We start from the raw sequence: 21,708 nt of genomic DNA, 5'->3' as shown, positions 1-21,708 counted from the left end.
TGTTAGTCGTCTGAACTTCTTGGAAACTTGTCCTGAATGCTCGTCAGCCAGCGCGCGACGATGTCGATCTCCGCGGCCGTGAATCCCTCCGTCAGCGCCGCATTGATCTCGGCCGCGCCAGTCTTCGCCTGCGCCAGCGCGGTGCGCCCCTTCGGCGTCAACCAGATGCGAAAGGCGCGGCCATCCTCGCGGTCGGCCCGCCGCTCGACCAGCCGCGCCGCTGCGCTGCGATCGACGAGACCGGAAATCCCGGCCGGCCCGAGATCGAGTGCCGCACCCGCCTCGCCCATCAGAATGCCGTCCTGCCGGCCGAGGATGAACAACAACCCCGCCTGCGCCGGCGTCACCTCGCTCGAAGGCTGCGCGGCCATCCAGCGCTGCAAACGGCGTTGCGCGACGTTCAACAAATAGATCAGCCGATGGTGCTTCGCTGCAGCTCCATTATTTCGCATGCGAAATATCTAGCCCAACGGATCCCGATTGTCAAATCAGGGCCGTTAGGCCGACGCGGCGCGACAACCGTCGAGCAGAATTGCGGCGCATGTCTGCGCCCGCCTCTCGATCTCCTTGCGCGAGGGCAGTGCCAGGCTGGCGTAGATCGCCGCGCGCTGCGGCGCCGACACCATCATGCCTATCATCATTCCGGCGGCTTCATCGACGTTATCGAGCGCGATGCGCTTCTTCCTGACTTGATCGCGAAGCCAGCCCGCGAGCGCCGCCACGGTACGGGAGATGCCATCCCTGTAGAAATTCGCGGCAAGGTCGGGGAACGTGGCCGATTGCTGCAGTACCATACGCTGGAGTGCCACGACCTCCGGATCGAGCGCGAGATCGGCACAGGCGACAAGCACGGCAGCCAGACTCGTCTCGACGTCGGCCTGATTGTCGGCCTGAAGATTGACGTCGGAGAGCAACCGATCGAGCCGGTCCGCGCACATCGCTTCGAACAGCGCTGCCTTGCTCGGAAACAGCCGATAGAGAGTCTTGGTGGAGATGCCGGCGCCACGCGCCAGTTCTTCGGTGCTGGTTGCTGCGTAGCCATCGACTGCGAAGGCGTGCCGTGCCGCCTCGATGACGATGCGCTTCGTCTCGTCGTCGGTGCGCACTGGTGGCCGCCCACGCGGGCGGCCTTCTGATGACGATTTTGCCTGAGCCATGTTTTTAGATGATGCCTGTCATTCCATTGACAGTCCTCAAGCTAGCCCTATTTTGGAAATCGTCAAGTTTCCTAATTCAGGGAGCCGGCCATGACCGTGCATGCCAATCCATCGAAGAGCGAAACCATCGTGGCGCCAACCAGCCCGCCCGAAGGCATTCTGCCCGCCGCGCCGGTCCCCGCCCCGCGCCGAAAGCTGAACTTTCGCAAGCTGTTGCTGGCGGGAGTGGCCGTCGCCGCGCTCGCCGGCGCGAGCTGGTACGGCTACGATTACTGGACGGTCGGGCGCTTCCTGGTCTCCACCGATGACGCCTATGTGAAGGCCGACAACACCACCATCGCGCCGAAGGTCAGCGGCTATCTCGACCGCGTCCTGGTCGGCGATAACGAGCATGTGAAGGCCGGCCAGGTGCTGGCCCGGATCGACGATCGCGACTTCCGCGTCGCGCTCGATCAGGCCAGGGCCGACGTCGCCGCCGCGAACGCGACGGTGACGAGCAAGCAGGCCCAGCTCGAGGTTCAGGAGGCGGTAATCGCAGCCGCGAAAGCGACCATCGATGTCGACACGGCCGCGAAGACCTTCGCCCAGCAGGAGAACAAGCGCTACACGGATCTCGCCAGGACCGGTTATGGCAGCGTGCAGAATGCGCAGCAGGCGCAGGCGCGCGATGCCGGCGCGGACGCCGCGATCGCGCGCGACAACGCCAACCTCATCTCCGCACAGAAGCAGGTCGATCTTCTCAAGGCCGAGATCGTGCAGGCCAGGGCCGCCGCCGCCCGCGCAACCGCGGTCCAGCACCAGGCCGAGCTCAATCTCGGCTACACCACGATCGTCTCGCCGATCGACGGCGTCGTCGGCAACCGCACCTTGCGCGTCGGCCAGTATGTGCAGGCGGGCACGCAGTTGATGTCGATCGTGCCGGCCACGGGCACCTATGTCGTCGCCAATTTCAAGGAGACCCAGCTCACGCATGTCCGCGCCGGTCAGAGCGTCGAGATCGAGATCGACACCTTCCCGGGCCAAGTCGTGCATGGTCACGTCGATTCCATCGCGCCGGCCAGCGGCCAGGAGTTCGCGCTGCTGCCGCCCGACAACGCCACCGGCAATTTCACCAAGATCGTGCAGCGCATTCCCGTGAAGATCGCGCTGGACGCCGGGACCGCGCCGCCAATCGCGCTGCGGCCCGGCATGTCCGTGATCCCGACGATCGCAACGCGTTCAGCGCCGGCCGCTCAGACGGCAGCGACGCCCAAAGCAAAACCTGTTTCCGGAGGGTCGTGCCATGTCAAACAGCCTCTCAATATCGACGCCAGCACAAGCAATTCCGGCCGCGACGCCTGAGCGCGTCGCCGCCGACCCCAATCGGGCCAGCGCCACGATCTGGATCGCCGTGTTCGCGGCGATGATCGGCGCCTTCATGGCGATCCTGAACATCCAGATCACCAACGCCTCGCTGCTCAACATCGAGGGCGGCATCGGTACCGGCGCCGACAACGGATCCTGGATCTCGACGTCCTATCTGATCGGCGAGATCATCGTCATCCCGCTGACCGACTATCTGTCGCGGGTATTCTCGTTCCGCAACATCATCCTGAGCTTCGCGAGCCTGTTCGCGGCCTTCTCGGTCGCTTGCGCTTTCACCCATGATCTGCCGTCGATGATCGCGATGCGCGGCCTGCAGGGTTTCTTCGGCGGCGTGCTGATCCCGATGGCGTTCACGCTGGTCTTCACCAAGCTGCCGAAGGGCCAGCAGCCGATCGGCCTTGCCATGTTCTCGCTCGCCGTGACCTTCGCACCGGCGATCGGGCCGACCATCGGCGGCTATCTCACCGAGAATTACGGCTGGCAGACCATTTTCTTCGTCAACGTGCTGCCCACGGCGGTGATGGTGACCACGCTGTTCTTCACGCTGGAGCGCCAACCGCTGAACCTCGCTTTGCTGCGCGAAGGCGACTGGTTCGGCATCGCGACCATGGCGATCGGCCTCGCTTCGCTGCAAGCCGTGCTGGAAGAAGGCAACAAGGACGACTGGTTCGGCTCTCCCTTCATCGTGCGGCTCGCGGTCATCGCCGTGATCAGCCTGTCGCTGTTCATCGCCAACGAGCTGATGGTGGAGAAGCCGCTGCTGCGCCTGCGCCTGTTGACGCAGTGGAATTTCGGCATCGGCACCATCGCGGCGGTGTTCCTCGGCTTCGCACTGTTCGGCTCGGTCTATCTCCTGCCCGCCTATCTCGGCCAAGTGCAGGGCTACAATGCCGAGCAGATCGGCAACGTGCTGGCCTGGACCGGGCTGCCGCAGCTTCTGCTGATTCCGCTGGTGCCGAAGCTGATGCAGCGTTTCGACGGCCGCTATGTCGCGACCGTGGGCCTGCTGCTGTTCGCCGCGAGCTCCTTCATGAACATCCAGATGTCGCTCGATTATTCTGGCGATCAGTTCCTGATGCCCAACATCGTGCGTGCGGTCGGCCAGGCGCTGACGCTCGCGCCGCTCTCGGCACTCAGCCTCGGCAGCGTCGCGGCGCAGGATGCGGCGGCTGCCTCCGGCATCTCCAACATGATGCGCAACCTCGGCGGCGCCATCGGCACCGCGGTGCTCGCCACCATCGTCACCAAGCGCGAGCAGTTCCACTCCAACATCATCGGCCATTCGGTCACGCTCGGCCGCGAGGAGGTCCGCGCCCGCATCGCGCAGATGACGGACTATTTCATGGCCCACGGCGTCCCCGACCCCAACGCCGCACGCGAGCAGGCCATCATCGCGCTCGGCAAGACCGTGAAGCGCCAGGCGCTGGTGATGGGCTATTCCGACACCTTTGCCGTGATCGGCGTGGTGCTGGTCCTCGCCGCGATCGCGGTGCTGCTGACGCGAAGGGTGAAGGCGCCGGGTGGCGGAGGTGGCGCGCATTAGAGCTCGAAAACGAACGACCAAATCGACGCGGCCGTCACGCTTGACGGCCGCGTCCTTTTATGTTCCCTATTTGTTCATATCAATTATAGGTTGCTCAAGGGGACACTTCATGAGCGATACTCAGGTCGAGGCCGTGCCGGCTCAGCTCGTGCTGCATGCTGACGAAGATACTCCGCGTGAATTCATCGTTGACCTGTTGCGTCGCGTCTTCGGCAAGTCGAAAAGTGAAGCCGTCTCCGTGATTGCCGACATGGAGAGGCATGGCGCGGCAGCCTGCGGTCCCTACCCACCACCGGTCGCAGGAGCCCTGCTGGAATCTGCAAGGCGTCGTGTCGCTGCCGCCGGCCACCCACTCCTGATCACAAGCGAAACGGCGAAGCCCTGCTGCGAGCTTTGCGGCCGACCGATCGCGCAGTCGGAAGCACAATTGGTGGACCGCACGGTGTGGCTGTGCGCCGATTGCGTACTCGCAGCAGCAAGCGCATCGCGGGACCTCCCCTCGGAGGAGTTCAATTACACGTTCGGTGTCTTGAATTGGCACTTCGCCGATGTGCCGCGGAGTCAGCTGGTGACCACGGTACGCCAATTTCCTGGCCACATGCGGGCAGACGTCCAGGCCGCCATCGACCGATTATTTGCGTCTCCGGTCCGGCTATTCGGTATCGCCGAGGACCGCCGCTACGAGACGCTATCCATGTCGAGATTGATGCAGAACGACGGTTTCGCGGCGACGATCGCACCGCTTCAGTACAACGACGTCGATATCGGCGAACCGACACCAGCCAAGTGCCTCGACAATGGTCTTTGGCTTTGCGCAACCGCTGGTCTCCGCTACGCGGTGCTTCTGGCCATTCATCGTGAATACAGCCGCGAGGTCGGCGTGCGGATCGAAATCATGGCGCCGGCCGGGGCCGCAGGCTCAGCGCTTGTCCAGCAGTGCTTCAGCGCGCTGGAGGACGCCGTTCAGGCCGCGCGCACCTACCGTGGCAAGATTCTCTCTCTCGATGCCGATTCCGACTACCGTGGGCGCTCGCGCGGGATCACAGTGCACCGGCTTCCTTCCGTCAGTCGTGACGAGGTGATCCTGCCTGAACAGACGTTACGGCTACTTGATCGTAACGTCCTGAACTTCGTGGGCACGCGGGACGTGCTGCGCCGCCTCGGACAGTCGACCCGGAAGGGTATCTTACTCTACGGCCCACCCGGCACGGGCAAGACTCACACCATCCGCTATCTCGCGGCCCATCTGCCCGGTCATACGACGCTGATCATCACAGCGGAGCAAATCGGCCTGCTCGGCGCCTATATGAATCTCGCTCGCCTCCTGCAACCGGCCATGGTTGTGATCGAAGACGTCGATCTCATCGCGCGGCAGCGCGAGAACATGAGCGGCTGCGAAGAACCGCTGCTCAACCGATTACTTAACGAGATGGATGGCTTGAAGCAGGACGCTGACATCCTGTTCGTGCTGACAACAAATCGGCCTCAGCAACTCGAAGGCGCCCTAGCGGGCCGCCCCGGTCGCATAGATCAGGCCATCGAAGTGCCGCTTCCCGACGAGACCGGCCGCAACAAACTGGTCCGGCTCTATGGCAAGGGACTGCCACTCGACGACGCCGTCGTCGCCGAAGCCGCCAGGCGCAGCGAAGGCACGAGTTGCGCATTCATCAAGGAATTGATGCGGCGCCTGGCACAAGCGAGCCTCGCGCGCGATGGCGGCAATTCCGTCATTTCCGCCGATATCGACGAAGCCCTCGATGACATGCTGTTCTCCGGCGGCCGGCTCAATGCGCGACTGCTCGGCGGCGCGCAGGCGATGGCGGCGGGATGAGCGGAGCATGTCTCCCTCTCCGCGTCTTCGCGGGGAGAGGTGAAGGGTCACTGCGCGCAGAAATAGCTCGACGCCTCCGTCACCGGTCCCGACTTGTAGTGCGGCCAAGCCGGCCAGCGGCACAGTGGCAGCGCGCGGACGACAGGGAACGCGGGGGCTTCGACCTTCTGCTCGGTCACTTCGAGATCGCCCGGCGCCTTGTCCTTCTCGACCTTGTAGGTGGTGACGTCGAGCTTGGGATCGCGCGCGAACACATATTGGATGCCGCCCGCACCATAAATCCAGGCGATGCCGTTGTTGGGCGCGGGCGGCTGCGCGGGCGGCGCGGTGCCGAGCCACCACGCGGTCCAACCGCCGGTCGGGCCGGCCGCCGGCGTGTCCTCGCCGGAGACGCCCCAGCCCGGATAATCGTCGAGGCCGTTGGCGAGCACGAACGGAAATTTGTAAGGCGCGTGCAGCGTGTTGACCGCCTTGGCCGCGTCGCGCACCTTCCTGTAGGCGCGATGGGCACAATTCTCGAAGGCTTCGTCGTTCAATGCGAACAGCTGCGGCAGCTCGCCCGGCTTTGTCTCGTGACCCGAATCGGTGCCGTATGTCACAAAACCGCGCGCGAGCGGCGACGGCTTGTCGAACGGATAGGCCGGCGGCAGCGCGAGGCCGGTGATCAGCACGCCGTTGAAGCCGCCGCCGCCATATTGCACTGAGCGCCCGTTCCATTCGATCGGCAGATTACCTGGAATTTGATCGGCGGGGCCTTGGGATCGACAGCGTCGATATGGCCGAGCACCTTGCAGAAGCCGGGATTGGCGGGCGTGATCTGCCCCGATGGCGTCGGGCCGCGCTCGGCAACAGCAAGAGGCGAAGGCGACTGAAACGTCGCGACATCGATCTTCACGGCATTAGTGCCGCCGACCAGCCCCTTGCAGACCGTCTCGGCATCCTCCGCCAGCGTCAGCGCCGACGCGCTGTGTCCGCTCAACGCAGCCACGGTCCCCACGAGCAACGCACATTGCTTCGCCCTGTTTCGCCTCATCGTTTCCAACCGGCTTCTTCTGTTGCGCTCGAAAGTTGGCTGCATGCAACCTTCGCCCGTCCGTCAATCGCTGACGCCGGCTTTCCGTCAGAACGACCCCAGCGCACTGCCCAGAGCAATCACGGCCACCAGCGCCAGGAGCGAGGTCACGATGCCCACCATGACGATGTCGAAATAGCTGTCGCGGTGAGTCAGGCCGCAGATCGCGAGCAGGCTGACCACCGCACCATTGTGCGGCAGGATGTCCAGCGTTCCCGCGCCGATCACCGCCACGCGATGCATCAACGCAAGGTCGATGCCGTTGCGAGCGGCAAGTTCGACATAGGTCGGGCCGAGAGCGTCGAGGGCGATGGTGAGGCCGCCCGACGCCGACCCGGTCAGCGCGGCCAGGATGTTGGTCGCGACGGCGAGCGAGACCAGCGGTCCGCCCTCGATCGCCAGCACCCAGTCGCGCACGATCGTGAATGCCGGCAGCGAGGCGACGACGGCGCCGAACCCGACGAGGCTGGCGACGCTGAACGCGGGCAGGACCGACGCATTGGCCCCGGCGTCCATGGTCCGGCGCAGCGCCGGCAGGCGCGCCCAGTTCAGCGCGATGGTGGCGGCGATGGCGGCAGCCAGCGCAACCGCGACCGACCAGACGCCTGCAACAGCTGCAAGCGTGGTATCTCCAAAGCGTTGCTCGGCGAGATAGCTGACATCGAGCCGCGGCAACACCAGGAGCGACATCAAGAGATTGACAGTCACGACGACGACCAGCGGCGCGATGGCGTTCAGCACCGGCGAAGGACGCTTGCTGCGATGACCGTGCTGCAGTTCCGCCGGGTCGAACTCCCGCGCCGTCGTCGCGCGCTCGCGCACGAGCTCGTCGGCGGCTGCGCGCTCGGCCGAGTCCTCAACGTCATCGCCGTAGCCTTCTCCGGTGCGGCGCGCCGACGCTTCGGCGCGATGCAGCCACCACAATCCCGCGCCGAGCATGATGAGGGAGGCGACGATGCCGAGACCTGGTGCCGCAAACGGCGTCGTGCCGAAGAACGGCATCGGGATCGCGTTCTGGATCGACGGCGTGCCCGGCAGGGCCGACATCGTGAAGGTCGACGTTCCCAGCACGATCGCTGCCGGGATCAGGCGACGCGGAATCGAAGCGGCGCGAAACAGCGAACGGGCCATGGGAACGAGGACGAAGAACGCGACGAACAGGCTGACGCCGCCATAGGTGACCAGCGCGCCGGCAAGCACGACCGCCAGGATCACGCGCCGTTCGCCGAGGCGCTCCGCCATGAAGCCGGCGACGGACGTCACCGCCCCGCTGTCGTCCATCAACTTGCCGAAGACGGCGCCAAGCAGAAAGATCGGGAAGAACTGCGCCAGAAATCCCGCTGCGTTGACCATGAACACCTGGGTCAGGTGCGCGAGCAGCGGCTCACCGCCGAACAGCGCGGCAACGAGTGCGGCGAACGGCGCGAGCAGCAGGACGCTCCAGCCGCGGAAGGCGAACAGGACGAGCAGGCCGAGCCCGACGAGAAGGCCGAGGAGACCCATGCCTCAACACTCCGACAGGAGGACGTCGAGATCGGCGGTCGAACGACGGCCGATGTCGGCACCATGCTCGGCGAGGAAGGCGTCTGCGGCCATGCGCCCTTCGGCGCGCAGCATCGAGACGAATTCCCACTCCGCGTTGAGCTTCGAGGACGCCCCGAACTTCGCCAGCATGTCGCTCTTGACCCGGTGCGTCCGCATCTTGGCCCAGCGCGCGCCCTCGCCGCTGCCGGGATCGGCCGCCTGCCGCAGCAGCGCGATCATGCGCAGCTCCTTCATCAGCGGCGAGTTGAAGGAGATTTCGTTGAGCCGGTTGAGGATCTCCGCGGCCGTCCGCGGCGCCTCCAGCCGTTCGGTCGGATTGATCTGGACGAGGATGGTGTCGTGCGCGTCGCTTTCGCGGACCAGCGGCGTGATCGTCGGGTTGCCGGCGAAGCCGCCGTCCCAATAGGGCTCGCCGTCGATCTCGATGGCGCGGAACATGGTCGGCAGGCAGGCCGATGCCAGCAGCACATCCGCCGTGATCTCCGCGTTGCGGAAGATACGGCCGCGCCCTGTGCGCACCCGCGTCGCGGTGATGAACAGCTGGATCGGCGAGCGCACGAGGCGTTCGAAATCGACGCTCTCGGCCAGCACCGCACGCAGCGGATTGTAGCCGGTCGGATTGAGATCGTAGGGCGACAGCACGCGCGACATCAAATCGGTGAGGATGTAGAAGGGCGACGTGTCGAGGGTCCAGCGCCCCATCAAGCGGTCGAGCGGCGAGCGTTGCAGCGGGCTGAAGGCCGCGGCCTTCGAAACACGGCGCCAGTATTGGTCGAGCGCCTCACGCGCGCCCTCGGCGCCGCCGGCGGTCCAGCCGTCCGCCAGCACCGCCGCATTCATCGCGCCTGCGGAGGTTCCGGAGATTGCGGCGATGCTGAGCCAGTTTTCCTCCAGCAGGCGGTCAAGCACCCCCCAGGAGAAGGCGCCGTGCGAACCGCCGCCCTGAAGCGCGAGATCAATCAGTACGGCGTCCCGTTCCATGGCGGACACTCACGCAACTGAAGCTCAAATTCGACCTGATTGGAACACGTCGAATTCGACCGCAGTGTGGGAGCAGTGGCCGCACAATGCAACCGGAACGTGGTGGCAGTCTAGTGCTCGAATACCAGCCGCGCGCCGACCGTGCCGTCGAGCGCGCGGATCTGCTGGAGCAGCGCCGCCGAGTCCTGACCACCGAGATCGGCGTCGAGCACCACGTAGCCGAGATCGCCGGCGGTCTCCAGATATTGCGCGGCGATGTTGATGTCGCGCTGGAGGAAGACCTCGTTCAGCCGCCGCAGCATGCCCGGCACGTTGCGATGGACATGACTGAAGCGCGCGCCGGAGGGACGCAAGTGCAACTGCACTTCCGGGAAATTCACCGCGCCCATGGTCGAGCCGGTGATGAAATAGTCGACCAGCTTGCGCGCGACCTCGCCGCCGATCCGCTCCTGCGCCTCCTCGGTCGAGCCGCCGATATGAGGGGTGAGGATGACGTTCTCGATGCCCTGAATGGGGCTGTTGAAACGATCGGCGTTCGACGAGGGCTCGACGGGAAAGACGTCGACGGCGGCACCGGCGAGATGGCCATCGCGCAAGGCACGCGCCAGCGCATCGAGATCGACGACGGTGCCGCGGCTGTTGTTGATCAGGAACGAGCCTGATTTCATCGCCCGGAGCTCCTTCTCGCCGATCATGCCCGCGGTCTCCGGCGTCTCCGGCACGTGCAGGCTGACGACATCGCTCTGCGCCAGCAGCTCTTCCAGCTTCTCGACCGGCTCGGTGTTGCCATGGCGAAGCTTGTCGGTGCGGTCGAAATAGATCACGCGCATGCCCATGGCTTCGGCCAAGGTTGAAAGCTGCGAGCCGATATTGCCGTAGCCGACGATACCGAGCGTGCGGCCGCGCACCTCGCGGCTGCCTGCCGCCGACTTGTCCCAGCCCCCGGCATGGGCCGACACCGAGCGCGGAAAGATCCGCCGCAGCAGCATCACGATCTCGCCGATGACGAGCTCGGCGACGCTGCGCGTATTGGAGAACGGCGCGTTGAAGACGGGAATACCGCGCTTGCGCGCCGCCGAAAGATCGACCTGGTTGGTGCCGACGCTGAAGCAGCCGACAGCGAGAAGCTGGTCGGCCGCCCCCAGCACCTCATCGGTGATCTGGGTGCGCGAACGGATGCCGAGCAGCGACACGCCCTCGAGCGCGCGCCGCAGATCCGCGCCGTCCAGCGCTTTGGTCAGCCTTTCGACGTTGGTGAAGCCCGCGCTCCTGAAAAGATCGACAGCGCTATCATTGACGCCTTCGAGCAGCAGCGCCTTGGCGCTTCGCTCAGGGCTTTGGCCGGGGGCGGACATGGAATCTCCGTAAATGGCAGCTTTGCCGCAGCTCATAGACCGCGGGCGATACGCAGCACAATAGGGCTTGGATACGGGGAGAAGATGGCGAGGCGATGGGTGCGCTTGGCATCCCAGATCTCGGTCAAATCACATAGAACCCGTGCGTGCCGTCGCGGCGGAGCTGCTCGACGAGGCCGTATTCCCAATCGAGATAGGCCTGCATCGCAGCTTCGGCCACATCGGTGCCTTCATAAGGACGGCGGTAGCGGTGGGCCGGGTCGGGCTTCGGCATCACCAGCGGTGGACCGATTTCCAGCGCTCCGTCATAGCCGCCCTCGAGCACATAGACCTCCCAGCCCATCTGCGCCAGCCAGGACGCCGTCATGTCAGCGCGGACGCATCTGTCGTCGGTCAGGACGATGCGCGCGCCGCGCACCGGTGCGGCCATGTCGGTTTCCTGCACGAGCTGGCCGCCGGGATAGTGGCGGAAGCCCTGGAGATGCCCGGCCGCATAGTCCTCGGCATCGCGCACGTCGAAGCGATACAGCGTGCGATCGGTCTCTGCGACCAGCGCCGCCATCTCGTTCGCGCCGATATGACGGACACCGGCGCGATAGGCGACGTCGCGGGCTTTGGCCCGCCCGCCCTCGAACGGGCCGATCGCGCCGCGCCTGTCGGCGCCGTGATCGAGCGCGTGCCGCGCCAGCGTCCAGCCGATCGTGCCGTTGCGCAGTGCCCGCACCTTGTTGGGCACGCCGGCATTGATCAGCGACTGGGTGCCGATGATGGAGCGGGTGCGGCCGGCGCAATTGACGATGATGGTGGTGTCGGGATCGGGCGCGGCCTGCCCTGCCCGCAGCACCAGCTCCGCGCCGGGGACGCTGACCGAGCCCGGGATGTTCATGGTCGCGTATTCGTCGAAGCGGCGGACGTCGAGAATGGCGATGTTGGCCTTGTCGGCGATCAGCTTTGCCACCTCGTCGGCGCTGAGCGAGGGCGTGTGACGACGCGACTCGACCAGTTCGCCGAAGGCCTTGGCATAGGAATTGACGTCCTCGAACACCTCGAAGCCCGCATCGCGCCACGCCGTCAGCCCTCCGTCGAGTGCGCTGACATTCGTGTAGCCGAGTGCAGCCAGACGCTCGGCACCGGTCACGACCAGCCCCTCGCCGTCATCATAGAGCACGATCGCAACGTCCTTGCGCGGCAGCCGCATCTCGGCCTCAACTGCAATCCGGTCCGCAGCCATGTTTGCGGCGAACAGCGGATGGCCGGTGGCAAAGGCCGCCTCGTATCGGAGATCGAGCAGCGCGATCTCTTTGCGCAAGAGCAAGGCGCGGCGGATATCGGCGGGGGTAACGGTGGGAAGCTTCATGGCGTGAACCTGACAAGGACGTGCCACGGGCTTTTGAACGATTGTCGAGGTGTTGGCTAGCCTCTTCGGCAGCAGCTCACTCGCCCGGAACGAGCCGGCCCTGCGGCGCCTGCGCCGGGCGCCGCAGCCTGGGGCGCGACAGATAGAGCAAAATGCCGGTGACCGAGAACAGCGGCATCAGGGCCGCGGCAATCATGAAGGCGAGCTTGCCGGGCCAGCCCAGGACAGCGCCGCGATGGATATCGAGCACGTTGGCGATGATCTTCTCGCCGAACGTCTTGTCGGAATAACGTTCGGCGGAGGCGACCTGACCGGTGACGGCATCGATCCGGAACTCGTCGCGCGTGGTGTCGAGCGCCGAATCCCTTCCCCACGACCGGATCCGTATCACCGTGCCGGGGCTGGGCGGCAGCGTCAGCAGAGCCCTGGCAAAGTGGTCGCCCTCCTCACGCCGGAACGTCGTCCATGCCAGGTCGAACCCGATCGGCCGGGTCGGCTCGGAACGGGCCGCCGCACGCGGCGCCTTCGCAGACATTTTTGGCTGCATCTTCGCAGCAGAGACTTCTGGACGCGACAGCAGCCAGACGACGCCGTCCTTGTACCAGTCGAACGAGTACCACAGGCCCGTCAGCGTCATCACCAGATAGACCGGAAGCACCCAGGTGCCGATGACCGCATGCAGCGAGCGATGCAGCCCGCGCCCGCTGAGACCGAGATTGGGCTTGAGCCACATCTTCACGCTGCGCGCGCGACGTGGCCAGCGCAGCACGAGACCCGAGACCAGCATGACGATCAGGCCGAGCGCGGCCACACCGGTGATCTGGCGGCCCCAGCCCTTGGCATCGCCGGGGATCAGCAGCCAGCGATGCAGCTTCCGAACCGTCGCGAAAAACGCCTCGCCACGCGGCGCACCCAGCACGCGCGCATCATAGGGATCGACATAGAGCGAGTTCGGCCGCGCGCCCTGCTCGTCGCGCGCGAAGCGGATGCGCACGGCGGCGGCCGGATCGCTCGACAGCATGACGGCCGAGACCTGACCCGAGACTTGACCCGAGACTTGGCCGAAATCCTGCCCCGCCATCAGCCGCGCGACCAGCTCGTCCGGCATCAGCGCCGGCATCTCGCGCGGTGCTACGTGCATGATGCCGGCGTTGAGATGATCGACGATCTCGTCCTCGAAACTCATGATCGCGCCAGTTAGCGCGATCAGGGCGAGCAGCAGCGCGAGCACCAGGCCCGCGATGGAATGGACCTGGAGCAGGACAGCTTTGATCATGTGCCCCGGCCGCACTGCCATCGCTAGAACTTCACCGTTGCCGAGAGCGAGAAGCGCCGCGCGTCGCCGATAGCAACATTGAGCGCGTTTCCGGTGCTGGAGGTATAGTAGACCTTGTCGAACAAGTTCTTGACGTTGAACTGGTAGGTCACCGGCAGATTGTCGATCTCAGTGTCGTAAGTCGCAAAGACATCTGCGACGGTATAAGCCGGCAAGAAGAACTTGTTGGCGGAGTCGCCCGGCCGGTCACCGACATAGTGCGCGCCGCCGCCGAGCCGCAGGCGTCCGGGGAGCTTGTCGCCGAAATCGTAGACGAGATAGAGCGAAGCCGTGTTCATCGCAGCATTCAGCAACTTGGCGTTGCCGTTGATGGGATCGTTCTCCAGGCGGGCATCGGTATAGCCGTAGCTTCCGATCATGCTCCACTGATCGCTCAGCTTGCCGGTCACGTCCAACTCGACGCCGCGCGACCGCGCCTTCGCGGACGTTCGTACCAAGACCGTACCGCTAGAAAAAGGGTCGGAGACCAGCACGTTCTTCTTCTCGATGTCGTAAACCGCAAGAGTGCCGGACAGCCGCTTGTTGACATCGAACTTGACGCCAGTCTCCCATTGGGTGCCCTCTTCGGGCAGAATGGTGGAGTCGACGACGAAGCCGATGGGAGCACCGGTGAAGGGCGCGATGGTCGAGGTCGGTTTCAGCGACTGCGTGTAGCTCACATAGTAGGACAGCTGATCGTTCAGCTTGAAGATGACGCCGCCGAGCGGCAGCACCTTGTCGCCCGACAGATTGGTGTTGGTGACGAACACAGGCCGGCCTCTTCCTGCGAGCTGCTCGTATTCCATCCAGCGCACGCCGCCGACCACCGACAGCCAGCTGGTCACGTGGAACGTGTCCTGGGCGAAGAAGCCACGGGTGCCGAGCTTGTCGGTCTGCTCGCTGTCCGTTGCCGAAACGGTCGTTCCCGGTGTGATCAATCCGTAAACGGGGTTGTAAAAATTGAAGCTCGGGGTCGCCTGGCGGATCAAATCGTGGCGGTCGATCGTGCGATACAGCGCCTCGCCCCCGAACAGGATCTCGTTGCGGAAGCCACCCACCCAGACGTCACCCTGCAGATAGGAGGTGCCGTAGCTGGCGTTGCTCAGCGAGTTCCTGGTGCCGTCGTTGCTGCGGGTCTCGACGCCGGTCTTGGCGTTGACGCCGGTGATGCGAAGCTGATTGGCGCTGTAGGTCTCGGTGTTGTAGCTGTAGGCCGCCGTGACCTTCCAATTGTCGTCCAGCTTCTGCTCGACCGAGCCCTGGATCAGGTCGGAGGTGCCCCACATGTTGTTGAAGGGCTCGTCGAGCCGGCGAGTCTTCGGGATCGCCAGCGGCGCGCCGTTGACGAAAGCGGTGCCGCGGTCGAACGGATAGATGAACTCGCGGTGCTCATAGGTGAGCTGGACCGTCGTGGTGTCGCCGTACCAGGCCAGCGAGGGATTCACCAGCATCTCGCGGTGACGGCCGAAATTGCGCCAATAATCTTCGCTGACGCCGTAACCGATGAAACGATAGGCGAGACCGCCGTCGCCGATCGGACCGGTGATGTCGAGCGTACCGTCGGCTCCGTTCCGGTTGTTGGCGTATGTCGAGCCGAGCAGCGTGACCGAGCCGTGCTGATAAAGCTCGGGCCGCTTGCTGATGGTGTTGACGATGCCGCCGGGATCCATGATGCCGTAGAGCAGCGAGGCCGGGCCCTTCAGCACTTCGACGCTCTCGACCGCGGCATTGAGGCTGCGGCCCTGCACCAGCGGCATGCCGTTGCGCATGATCGAGCCGTCGCGGTTGTCGCCGAAGCCGCGGCGGATCACGGCGTCCTGTGTGCCGGCGAGCGTGTTGGTCTGGGTGATGCCGGATATATTGACGAGAGCGTCGTCGATGTTGCGCGGCAGCTGGTCCTTCAACACTTGCGCCGGAACGACGTTGACGGACTGCGAGGTGTCGAGCGGCGAGGCGCTGCTGCGCAGCGTGGTCGCGCTCGGCATTGCACGATAGCCGAGCTTGGCCGCCTGTTGCGCGGCGGCTTCGGCGGCGGCGCGCTCCGACAATGTCGGCACCGCGGGTGCGGGATTGCGGCTGGGTTGGCGGCGCGCGACGGCTTGGTTGCGGCGCGACGACTGATCCGATGCACGGGCCGGCTTCGGCCGCGGCGCCGGCGCTTCAACCGTCACCGGCGGCAGAGCCGATTGCGCCTGAGCGCTCGTGGTGTTGGAGGGGCTTTCGGCAAGCAGCACGGCCACACCGATGAGAAGACCTGCTCGGCTCTTGCCGGCACGGGTTCGATGGCCGCTGACGCAGCCATCCACGAAGGCACGCACTTTGATTCCACTTCAAGTCAAGAACGTTGAAGTGTGCGCCTGTAACAGTCGCCGCAATCGAAGAGAACCGTAGCCGAGCTTGAATCGCTCTAGTGTTGAATCGTTCTAAGCACCGTGAGGCGCGGGGCAACAATCACCGATTGACCCCGCAACGATGGCGACACGCTGCACGCGAATTTCGCGGCAACGTGTCGGGACGCCAGCGCGATCTCACGCGATGGCGGGCGCCACCATTTCGTCGAGCTTCTGCTTGAGCGCGGTGCCGTCGGCCAAGGCGCGGAGCGGCGGTCGCACGCGCAGCCAGCTTGCATCGCCGGTCTGCGCCGCAAGGATCGCCTTCAGCGTGGTGAGGAAGGACGGCGACTTCACCACGATGTCGATCGCCGCCTGCATGCGCGCTTCGACGTCCTTGCCGTCAACCATCGCCTTGACCAGCTCCGGCGCAATGTTGGCCATGCCGCAGATGGTGCCGGCGCCGCCGGCGGCGATCGCGCGGGTGATATCGGCTTCGTTGCCGACGGTGATGGCAAGCTCCGGCGCGGCGGCACGGAACGCCTGGAACTGCTTGAAGTCGCCGCTGGAGTCTTTCAGACCGGCGACCACCCTGCCGTAACGTTTGCGCAAGTTCGCAGCGACATGGGTCGGGATCGCAACGCCCGAGATCTGCGGGATGTGATAAAGATAGGCGCGCAGGCGATCGTCGCCGACGCCGTCAATGATCGCAGCGAAGGCGTCCTCGATGCCTTCGGCTGTGACGCTGCGGTCGAAATAGGGCGGCAGCAACAGAACGTGGCGCAGGCCGAGCCCGAGCGCGGCGCGCGTCAGCGCGATGCTGTCGCTGATGGCGGGAAAGCCGCCGCCGATTCCGATGCGCTCCGGCGCCACACCGGCCTTGAGGACGGCTTCAACGGTCGCGATGCGTTCGGCGGCATTGAACGAGGTGCCCTCGCCGGTGGTGCCGAACAGCACGACGCCGTCAACGCCCTTGCTGAACAGCTGCTTGGCGTGTGCTGCCAGCTTTGCGGCGTCCACGCTGCCGTCCGCTGCCAGCGGCGTCGCCGACGCCACCCAGAACCCGCGAATCGCCTCCGTCATCACACCACCCTTTGTTGCGGCCGCCAGCTAAGCCTCTGATCCCAAACGATCTTCTCTGCGAGGCGAAGCCTCGTTTTTGCTTTACTTTCCATCTTGTACCTTACATACAAGACGGGTGCAAACCCTTTCCACGTCGCGGCGCGCATGCGGCGCAGTCGAATCCTAAAGGAGGTCTCGCATGAACATGGTGAGCCCCATTGAGCATCCCGACCAATTGCTGGGCGCGTTGCGCGACAGGCTCGGCGCGGCCGCGGTGCTCGTTGGCACCGATGTGCCGGCGCGCAATTGCAACGACTGGAGCGCGAGCCTGCCGCAGACGCCGCTGGCGGTGATCCGCCCCGTCGATGCGCAGGGCGTTGCCGATGCGATTGCGACCTGCCGGCAGGCGCATCTGCCGTTCGTGCCGCAGGGCGGCTTGACCGGCCTGTGCCGCGGCGCTTCGCCGGAAGCGGGCTGGGTCGCGATCTCGCTGGAGCGCATGACCGGCATCGAGGAGATCGATCGCGCCTCCGCGACGATGACGGTGAAGGCGGGCACGCCGCTGGAGACGATCCAGAAGGCGGCGGACGAGGCCGGCTTCTTCTTTCCGCTCGATCTCGGCTCGCGCGGCTCCTGCGCGATCGGCGGCAATCTCTCGACCAATGCCGGCGGCAACCGCGTGATCCGCTACGGCATGACGCGCGAGCTGGTGCTTGGCCTCGAAGTGGTGCTGCCCGACGGCACCATCATCACCAGCCTCAACAAGCTGATGAAGAACAATGCCGGCTACGATCTGAAGCATCTGTTCATCGGCTCGGAAGGCACGCTCGGCATCATAACCCGCGTCGTGCTGAAGCTGTTCCCGAAGCCGCGCTCGACCATGGCCGCGCTGTGCGCGCTGAAGGATTACCCGGCCGTGATCGCGCTGCTCGATGCGGCACGTTCGGGGCTCGGCCCGCTGCTGTCCGCCTTCGAGGTGATGTGGCCGGATTATTGGGACGTGATCACGGCGCGCGCCGGCGTGAAGCCGCCGGTCGCCGCAGGCCAGGGCCTCTACGTGCTGGTGGAAGCGCAGGGCACCGACGAGAGTGTCGATGCGCCGCGCTTTGAGAGCTGGCTCGAGGAGCTGATGGAGCGCGGGCTGCTGGCGGATGCCGCGGTGGCGCAGTCGCTGGCGCAGACGCAAGCCTTCTGGCGCGTGCGCGACATCTGCGCCGAGTTCGGCCAGGTGCTCGGCCCGCACATCTCCTACGACATCGGCCTTGCGGTGGCGCGCATGGACGAGTTCGTCACACGCTGCAAGGCGGCGCTCGCTTCCGGCATCAATGGCTGCGAGAGCGTCTATTACGGCCATATCGGCGACGGCAATCTGCATCTCGTCTCCTGGGTCGCGGGCCTTGCCGTCGCGCAGCAGCCGAAGGAGGAGATGGACGCGATCATCTACGGTCTCGTCCGCGAGCTCGGCGGCAGCGTCTCCGCCGAGCACGGCATCGGCACCTTGAAGAAGCAATGGTTGGGCCATGCCAGGAGCGAGGCCGAGATCGCGCTGATGCGGACGCTCAAGGCGGCGCTCGACCCCGATCACCTGCTCAATCCCGGCAAGGTGATCTGAGCGCACCATGCGATCGCTCAAGCTCGATACGCCGAAATCGCTGTCGCAGCGGGTGATGCAGCGGCTGCGCCAGGCCATCATCGACGGAGAGTTTGCGCTTGGAGCGGCCATCTCCGAGGAGATGGTGGCCAATTCCTTCGGCGTCAGCCGCACGCCGGTGCGCGAGGCGATGGGACAGTTGCAGGCGCAGGGGCTCGTCGTGATCCGGCCGCAGGTCGGCAGCTTCGTCTTCACGCCGAGTGCGGACGACATCAACGCGCTCTGCACCTTCCGCATCGCGCTGGAGCCCAAGGCCGCCGAGCTCGCCTTCCGCCACGACCGCGACGGCACACTTGCGACCATGAGCGCCGCGATCGCGGCGATGGAGCCGGCCGTCGCGGCAAAGGACAACATCGCCTATGGCCGCGCCGACACCGCTTTTCACGAGGCGCTGTTCGCCCATTGCGGCAACCGCTATCTCGCCGAATCCTATCAGCTCGTCTCCGGCCGCGTCGCCGCGCTCCGCACCAGCTTGACCTCGCCGATCGACGTGCGCACCCGCACCTCCTTCGACGAGCACCGCAAGCTGCTCGATCTGTTCGCACGCGGCGACTTCGCCGCCTTCGGCGAATTGATGACCACGCACATCACGAATTCGGGAATCGTCTACGCCAAGGCGCTGAAGGTGGATGAGCGCGTCTAGCGCTCCTCCTTCGACCCCGGCCTGTCCAGAAAATCCAGCGCGGTGTTGATCTGCTCGAGCTGATGCTCGATTCTGTCGCGATCCTCCACCGACGGCGCCGCTTCCAGCTGCTCCACCAGCTTCTGCTTCCGCATCAGCAAGTTCTCTATGACCGTACCCACGATTCCCCCATCGCCAGAGGCGACGTCACGGACGCCGAAACGATGGAGGCGCGCGCAACCCGGGCCCGCGTCGAACCCGTAACCAGAATGCGCGCGGGCACGGTTGGTTCCTGCGGCCGGTTTAACCGGCGCCGGAACCGCATCATCGGACAGCGAGCGGTTGAATTCGCCCGCCCCTCGCCCTATGCGTAGGCGCCATGGACACCCAGATGATCACCGCCGAAAAGCCGCTGATGGCCCAGGCCCGCCCGCGCAAGCCGGCGCCGTTCCTCCCGATGAGCCGCGCCGAGATGGATGCGCTCGGCTGGGACGCCTGCGACATCGTGCTGGTGACCGGGGATGCCTATGTCGACCATCCCAGCTTCGGCATGGCCATCATCGGCCGCCTGCTGGAGGCGCAGGGTTTTCGGGTCGGCATCATCGCGCAGCCCGACTGGCATTCGGCCGAGCCGTTCAGGGCGCTCGGCAAGCCAAGGGTGTTCTTCGGCGTCACCGGCGGCAACATGGATTCCATGGTGAACCGCTACACTGCGGACCGGCGCATCCGCAGCGATGATGCCTATACGGCGGGCGGCGAAGGCGGCAAGCGGCCGGACCGGTCGACCGTCGTCTACGCCCAACGCTGCCGCGAGGCGTTCAAGGACGTGCCGATCGTGCTCGGCGGCATCGAGGCCTCGCTGCGCCGGATCGCGCATTACGATTACTGGTCCGACAAGGTGCGCCGCTCGGTGCTGGCGGACGCCAAGGCGGACTTGCTGCTCTACGGCAATGCCGAGCGTGCCGTGGTCGAGGTGGCGCATCGGCTCGCCGCCGGCGAAGCGCCGCGCGCGCTCGACGACATCAGGGGCGTGGCGCTGTTCCGCAAGGTCCCGGACGGCTACACCGAGCTGCACGCCGACGATCTCGATTCCGCCGACGAGGGCGCATCGCGCCAGAAGGGCTTAACCGTGATCCGCCTGCCGGCGCTGGAGCAGGTCGAGCAGGACAAGGAAGCCTATGCGCGCGCCTCGCGCGTGCTGCACCGAGAGAGCAATCCCGGCAATGCGCGCCCGCTGGTGCAGCGCCATGGCGACCGCGATCTCTGGCTCAATCCGCCGCCGATCCCGCTCACCACGGAAGAGATGGACGCGGTCTACGATCTGCCCTACGCGCGCGCGCCGCATCCGTCCTATGGCGAGGCACGTATCCCCGCCTGGGAGATGATCAAATTCTCGGTGACGATCATGCGCGGCTGCTTCGGCGGCTGCACCTTCTGCTCGATCACCGAGCACGAGGGCCGCATCATCCAGAACCGCTCGGAGGGCTCGATCCTGCGCGAGATCGAGCGCATCCGCGACAAGACGCCCGGCTTCACCGGCGTCATCTCCGACATCGGCGGCCCCACCGCCAACATGTATCGGATGGCGTGCAAGGACCCGAAGGTCGAGGCGGCCTGCCGCCGGCCGTCTTGCGTCTTCCCGGAGATCTGCCCGAACCTCAACACCTCGCATGACGATCTGATCCGGCTCTATCGCAAGGTGCGCGAGACCCGTGGCATCAAGAAGGTGATGGTGGCCTCCGGCGTGCGCTACGACCTCGCGGTCGAGAGCCCCGAATACATCAAGGAGCTCGTCACCCATCACGTCGGCGGTTACTTGAAGATCGCGCCTGAACATACCGAGCGCGGTCCGCTCGACAAGATGATGAAGCCGGGCATCGGCGCCTACAACGAGTTCAAGCGGATGTTCGATGAAGCGGCCGAACGCGCCGGCAAGAAATATTACCTGATCCCCTATTTCATCGCGGCGCATCCGGGCACGACCGACGAGGACATGATGAACCTCGCGCTGTGGCTGAAGAAGAACCGCTATCGCGCCGACCAGGTGCAGACCTTCCTGCCCTCGCCGATGGCGACCGCGACCGCGATGTACCACACCGGCGTCAACCCCTTGCGCGGCGTGCGCCACGGCGGCAGCGACAAGGTCGAGGCGATCAAGGGCCTGCGCCAGCGCCGCCTGCACAAGGCGTTCCTGCGCTACCACGACCCCGACAATTGGCCGCTGCTGCGCGAGGCCCTGATCGAGATGGGCCGCCGCGATCTGATCGGCTCGCAGCCGCACCAGCTCGTGCCTGCGCACCAGCCGCCCGGCACCGGCAAGGCCGCCGGCACGAAGCGTCCCGTTCGACCCAGCGGCAAGACGCAGAAGTTCACGACCAAGGGCCTGCGGGTGATGAAGTAGCGCGCGAGGCCGGATCAGGCGCGGTTCGGTTGCGCTTTCGTGCGCTCGCAAACAAAAAGTTCGAAAACAACCCCATGCACAGTAGGCGGGGACAGCAAAATCAACGGCTTAGCGCGGCACA

At 65.4% G+C, this 21,708-nt stretch carries 16 protein-coding genes and 1 pseudogene; 6 read left to right on the top strand and 11 right to left on the bottom strand.

All coding sequences use genetic code 11. The features are described 5' to 3' along the window. Nucleotides 1-2: 2 nt before the first annotated feature. Together DCG74_RS09765 and DCG74_RS09760 are read right to left on the bottom strand one after the other, a co-directional pair. The gene (locus tag DCG74_RS09765; RefSeq protein WP_172785194.1) at nt 3-452 is read right to left on the bottom strand and encodes a MarR family winged helix-turn-helix transcriptional regulator; all 450 of its coding nucleotides are present in this window, start codon (nt 450-452) and stop codon (nt 3-5) included. A 45-nt stretch (nt 453-497) separates the two neighbouring features. Beyond that, on the bottom strand, nt 498-1,106 hold the full coding sequence (locus DCG74_RS09760) for a TetR/AcrR family transcriptional regulator (protein ID WP_322619105.1): 609 nt from the start codon (nt 1,104-1,106) through the stop codon (nt 498-500). Nucleotides 1,107-1,247: 141 nt separating this feature from the next. Between DCG74_RS09760 and DCG74_RS09755 the strand changes: the two genes are divergently transcribed. From DCG74_RS09755 to DCG74_RS09745, 3 genes are all read left to right on the top strand, one after another. After that, nucleotides 1,248-2,498: an HlyD family secretion protein gene (locus tag DCG74_RS09755; protein ID WP_172785196.1), complete on the top strand. Its 1,251-nt coding sequence runs from the start codon at nt 1,248-1,250 to the stop codon at nt 2,496-2,498. Further along, nucleotides 2,440-4,065, top strand: a complete 1,626-nt coding sequence (locus DCG74_RS09750) for a DHA2 family efflux MFS transporter permease subunit (RefSeq protein ID WP_172785197.1) — start codon at nt 2,440-2,442, stop codon at nt 4,063-4,065. Before DCG74_RS09755 ends, DCG74_RS09750 begins: the two co-directional genes overlap by 59 nt. A gap of 109 nt (nt 4,066-4,174) precedes the next feature. Further along, a complete protein-coding gene (locus DCG74_RS09745; protein ID WP_172785198.1) occupies nt 4,175-5,896 on the top strand; it encodes an ATP-dependent Clp protease adaptor ClpS in 1,722 nt (573 codons plus the stop codon). 47 nt (nt 5,897-5,943) lie between these two features. Here the strand turns inward: DCG74_RS09745 and DCG74_RS09740 are convergent. The 8 genes and pseudogenes from DCG74_RS09740 to DCG74_RS09705 all read right to left on the bottom strand — a co-directional run bounded on the left by DCG74_RS09740 (nt 5,944) and on the right by DCG74_RS09705 (nt 16,934). Next, nucleotides 5,944-6,929 (bottom strand): annotated as a pseudogene (locus DCG74_RS09740) (tannase/feruloyl esterase family alpha/beta hydrolase). 87 nt (nt 6,930-7,016) lie between these two features. Then, complete coding sequence (locus DCG74_RS09735; protein WP_172785199.1) at nt 7,017-8,471, bottom strand: GntP family permease; 1,455 nt, start codon at nt 8,469-8,471, stop codon at nt 7,017-7,019. Between the two features lie 3 nt (nt 8,472-8,474). Then, the gene (locus DCG74_RS09730; RefSeq protein ID WP_172785200.1) at nt 8,475-9,494 is read right to left on the bottom strand and encodes a patatin-like phospholipase family protein; all 1,020 of its coding nucleotides are present in this window, start codon (nt 9,492-9,494) and stop codon (nt 8,475-8,477) included. Between the two features lie 110 nt (nt 9,495-9,604). After that, the gene (gene serA / locus DCG74_RS09725) at nt 9,605-10,849 is read right to left on the bottom strand and encodes a phosphoglycerate dehydrogenase (RefSeq protein ID WP_172785201.1); all 1,245 of its coding nucleotides are present in this window, start codon (nt 10,847-10,849) and stop codon (nt 9,605-9,607) included. Nucleotides 10,850-10,973: 124 nt separating this feature from the next. Beyond that, complete coding sequence (locus tag DCG74_RS09720) at nt 10,974-12,206, bottom strand: rhodanese-like domain-containing protein (RefSeq protein ID WP_172785202.1); 1,233 nt, start codon at nt 12,204-12,206, stop codon at nt 10,974-10,976. 76 nt (nt 12,207-12,282) lie between these two features. Continuing rightward, the gene (locus DCG74_RS09715) at nt 12,283-13,503 is read right to left on the bottom strand and encodes a PepSY domain-containing protein (protein WP_172785203.1); all 1,221 of its coding nucleotides are present in this window, start codon (nt 13,501-13,503) and stop codon (nt 12,283-12,285) included. 2 nt (nt 13,504-13,505) lie between these two features. After that, a complete protein-coding gene (locus tag DCG74_RS09710) occupies nt 13,506-15,845 on the bottom strand; it encodes a TonB-dependent siderophore receptor (protein ID WP_172785237.1) in 2,340 nt (779 codons plus the stop codon). 204 nt (nt 15,846-16,049) lie between these two features. Further along, complete coding sequence (locus DCG74_RS09705; protein WP_172785204.1) at nt 16,050-16,934, bottom strand: dihydrodipicolinate synthase family protein; 885 nt, start codon at nt 16,932-16,934, stop codon at nt 16,050-16,052. A gap of 178 nt (nt 16,935-17,112) precedes the next feature. Here DCG74_RS09705 and DCG74_RS09700 point away from each other — a divergent pair, with 178 nt between their 5' ends. Continuing rightward, complete coding sequence (locus DCG74_RS09700) at nt 17,113-18,525, top strand: FAD-binding oxidoreductase (RefSeq protein WP_172785205.1); 1,413 nt, start codon at nt 17,113-17,115, stop codon at nt 18,523-18,525. Nucleotides 18,526-18,532: 7 nt separating this feature from the next. Further along, the gene (locus tag DCG74_RS09695; protein ID WP_172785206.1) at nt 18,533-19,207 is read left to right on the top strand and encodes a GntR family transcriptional regulator; all 675 of its coding nucleotides are present in this window, start codon (nt 18,533-18,535) and stop codon (nt 19,205-19,207) included. Here DCG74_RS09695 and DCG74_RS09690 read toward each other — a convergent pair. Next, a complete protein-coding gene (locus tag DCG74_RS09690; protein ID WP_172784656.1) occupies nt 19,204-19,341 on the bottom strand; it encodes a hypothetical protein in 138 nt (45 codons plus the stop codon). The two genes, DCG74_RS09695 and DCG74_RS09690, sit on opposite strands and share 4 nt — an antisense overlap. Before the next feature lie 224 nt (nt 19,342-19,565). Here DCG74_RS09690 and DCG74_RS09685 point away from each other — a divergent pair, with 224 nt between their 5' ends. Then, nucleotides 19,566-21,587 carry a YgiQ family radical SAM protein gene (locus tag DCG74_RS09685; protein WP_172785207.1) on the top strand — a complete coding sequence of 674 codons (2,022 nt, stop codon included), beginning with the start codon at nt 19,566-19,568 and terminating at the stop codon, nt 21,585-21,587. Nucleotides 21,588-21,708 lie beyond the last annotated feature (121 nt).

This window comes from Bradyrhizobium sp. WBAH42 (assembly GCF_024585265.1).
Lineage (GTDB): Bacteria > Pseudomonadota > Alphaproteobacteria > Rhizobiales > Xanthobacteraceae > Bradyrhizobium.
The sequence above is the reverse complement of the archived record's forward strand: the minus strand, read 5'-3'. Positions and strand labels throughout refer to the sequence as shown.

Excerpts from the sequence above, each read along its gene's own strand:
- DCG74_RS09750 (WP_172785197.1), top strand. The coding sequence starts at position 2,440 with ATGTCAAACAGCCTCTCAATATCGACGCCAGCACAAGCAATTCCGGCC.
- DCG74_RS09695 (WP_172785206.1), top strand. The coding sequence starts at position 18,533 with ATGCGATCGCTCAAGCTCGATACGCCGAAATCGCTGTCGCAGCGGGTG.
- DCG74_RS09705 (WP_172785204.1), bottom strand. The coding sequence starts at position 16,934 with ATGACGGAGGCGATTCGCGGGTTCTGGGTGGCGTCGGCGACGCCGCTG.
- DCG74_RS09715 (WP_172785203.1), bottom strand. The coding sequence starts at position 13,503 with ATGGCAGTGCGGCCGGGGCACATGATCAAAGCTGTCCTGCTCCAGGTC.
- DCG74_RS09755 (WP_172785196.1), top strand. The coding sequence starts at position 1,248 with ATGACCGTGCATGCCAATCCATCGAAGAGCGAAACCATCGTGGCGCCA.
- DCG74_RS09730 (WP_172785200.1), bottom strand. The coding sequence starts at position 9,494 with ATGGAACGGGACGCCGTACTGATTGATCTCGCGCTTCAGGGCGGCGGT.
- DCG74_RS09685 (WP_172785207.1), top strand. The coding sequence starts at position 19,566 with ATGGACACCCAGATGATCACCGCCGAAAAGCCGCTGATGGCCCAGGCC.
- DCG74_RS09700 (WP_172785205.1), top strand. The coding sequence starts at position 17,113 with ATGAACATGGTGAGCCCCATTGAGCATCCCGACCAATTGCTGGGCGCG.
- DCG74_RS09690 (WP_172784656.1), bottom strand. The coding sequence starts at position 19,341 with ATGCGGAAGCAGAAGCTGGTGGAGCAGCTGGAAGCGGCGCCGTCGGTG.
- DCG74_RS09745 (WP_172785198.1), top strand. The coding sequence starts at position 4,175 with ATGAGCGATACTCAGGTCGAGGCCGTGCCGGCTCAGCTCGTGCTGCAT.
- DCG74_RS09765 (WP_172785194.1), bottom strand. The coding sequence starts at position 452 with ATGCGAAATAATGGAGCTGCAGCGAAGCACCATCGGCTGATCTATTTG.
- serA (WP_172785201.1), bottom strand. The coding sequence starts at position 10,849 with ATGTCCGCCCCCGGCCAAAGCCCTGAGCGAAGCGCCAAGGCGCTGCTG.
- DCG74_RS09720 (WP_172785202.1), bottom strand. The coding sequence starts at position 12,206 with ATGAAGCTTCCCACCGTTACCCCCGCCGATATCCGCCGCGCCTTGCTC.
- DCG74_RS09735 (WP_172785199.1), bottom strand. The coding sequence starts at position 8,471 with ATGGGTCTCCTCGGCCTTCTCGTCGGGCTCGGCCTGCTCGTCCTGTTC.